At 59.5% G+C, this 1,672-nt stretch carries 1 protein-coding gene and 1 pseudogene; both read right to left on the reverse strand.

Annotated elements, in window-relative coordinates:
* Nucleotides 1-12 precede the first annotated feature (12 nt).
* On the reverse strand, nt 13-810 hold the full coding sequence (locus CTR53_RS00535) for an ABC transporter ATP-binding protein (protein WP_290808234.1): 798 nt from the start codon (nt 808-810) through the stop codon (nt 13-15).
* Between the two features lie 67 nt (nt 811-877).
* A pseudogene (locus CTR53_RS00540) lies at nt 878-1,654 on the reverse strand (ABC transporter substrate-binding protein); the annotation flags it as partial.
* Nucleotides 1,655-1,672: the final 18 nt, after the last annotated feature.

Raw genomic sequence — 1,672 nt, forward strand, 5'->3', positions numbered from 1 at the left:
CACCTTGTCGTATTACGGTGCCTGCGGCGCCATAAGCTTGGCGCGAATTCTCTGGGCATAGAGGCCAAATTCCGGCGTATCCCGCACCTGGATTTGACGCGGGCGCGGCAGGTCGATGCGGATATCGTCGATGATTTTTCCAGGCCGCGCCGACATCACGATAACCCGGTCACTGAGATGGACCGCTTCAGCAATGCTGTGCGTGATGAAGACGACCGTCTTGCCGGTCTCCTCGCAGATGCGGGTCAGGTCAGCGGAGATCTCGTCGCGGGTCAGGGCGTCGAGGGCACCAAACGGCTCGTCCATCAGCAGGATTGGCGGATCATGAATGAGCGCCCGGCAGATGGAAACACGCTGCCTCATGCCGCCAGACAGCTCACGTGGATACTTATTGGCGAAATCCTGCAGATTGACCTTTGCCAGCAGGTCCAAAGCGCGGTCCACATAATCTTTCTTCCGAAGGCCACGCAGTTCGACCTGGAGCAGGATGTTGTCCAACGCCGTCCGCCACTCCATGAGAACGTCTTTCTGGAAGACGATACCAGAATTCTTGAACGGCCCATTCACCGGCGTTGCACCGATGGTCACCTTTCCGGTGGAAGCTTTCTTCAACCCTGCGAGAATTGTAAGCAGGGTCGACTTTCCGCAGCCGCTCGGCCCGACCACCGAGACGAACTCGCCGCCTCGAAGGTTGAGTGAAACATTGTCCAGGGCTTTGACTGCGCCACCCCGAGTGTCAAAGGTCTTGGAGACGCCAGCGATGAGAATGGCATTATCAGGATTCGATGGGCCGCTGTTCCTGGCAGTCATAGGAAGTACATTCGATAACATTGCGGTCTACTCCGTCTCCAAGACACTTTCACGGCCGCCGACTACGTCAGCGTGAGCACGGGAAGTACTGATTGGTGTAGAACTTCGAATGGTCGTCGACCGAGCCTTCGAGGCCGCCAAATTGCTGCAGCGTCTTCAAGCCCTTGGTCCAGTCGCTCTTCGAATGCCAGCCCAGCGGGCAGGACTTGCTGTCTTCCGAGAACAGGATAGTGCTGGTCAGCTTCCACTGTTCCAGCGTCTTGTCCTTTTCGAGGACCGGGTTCAGTTCCAGCGTCGCTGCAGCAGCATCTTCCGGCTTCTTCACCGCATCGGCGATGGCCGCGTAGCTGGCGCGCAGGAAGGCTTCAACCAGTTTCGGGTCTTCCTGGAGCTTCTTGCGGCTGGTGGTCAGGCAGTAGTCAGGCAGCGTGAAACCGACCGAAGACCACAGGATGTAGTCCGACGGGCGCTGGGCCTGGATGATCGGGCTCGCATACGGAACGTGGGAAACCACCACGTCGGCCTGGCCGCGGGCGTAGGTCGGCACCTTCTGGGCCGGGTCGACGTTCAGGCGCTTCATCATGTCGCCGGGCAGACCGACGCTCTCCAGCACCGACGGGAACAGCTGGGTGTCGAAGGACGCCGGGCTGACGACAATGTTCTTGCCGTTCAGATCTTTCAGTGATTTGACATTGGCATCCTTCGGGAAGAAGAAGCCGAAGCCATTCTGGCCGGTATAGGTCGAGATTGAGACGACGTCGCGCCCCTTGCTGACGCCCACGGCGAGGCCCCAGCAGGACACGAAGCCGAAGTCGAGGTCACCGCGCAGGATGCCGTCCATGGTGGCGTTCGAGCCCTGGCC

Source organism: Ferrovibrio sp., from assembly GCF_002796975.1.
Lineage (GTDB): Bacteria > Pseudomonadota > Alphaproteobacteria > Ferrovibrionales > Ferrovibrionaceae > Ferrovibrio.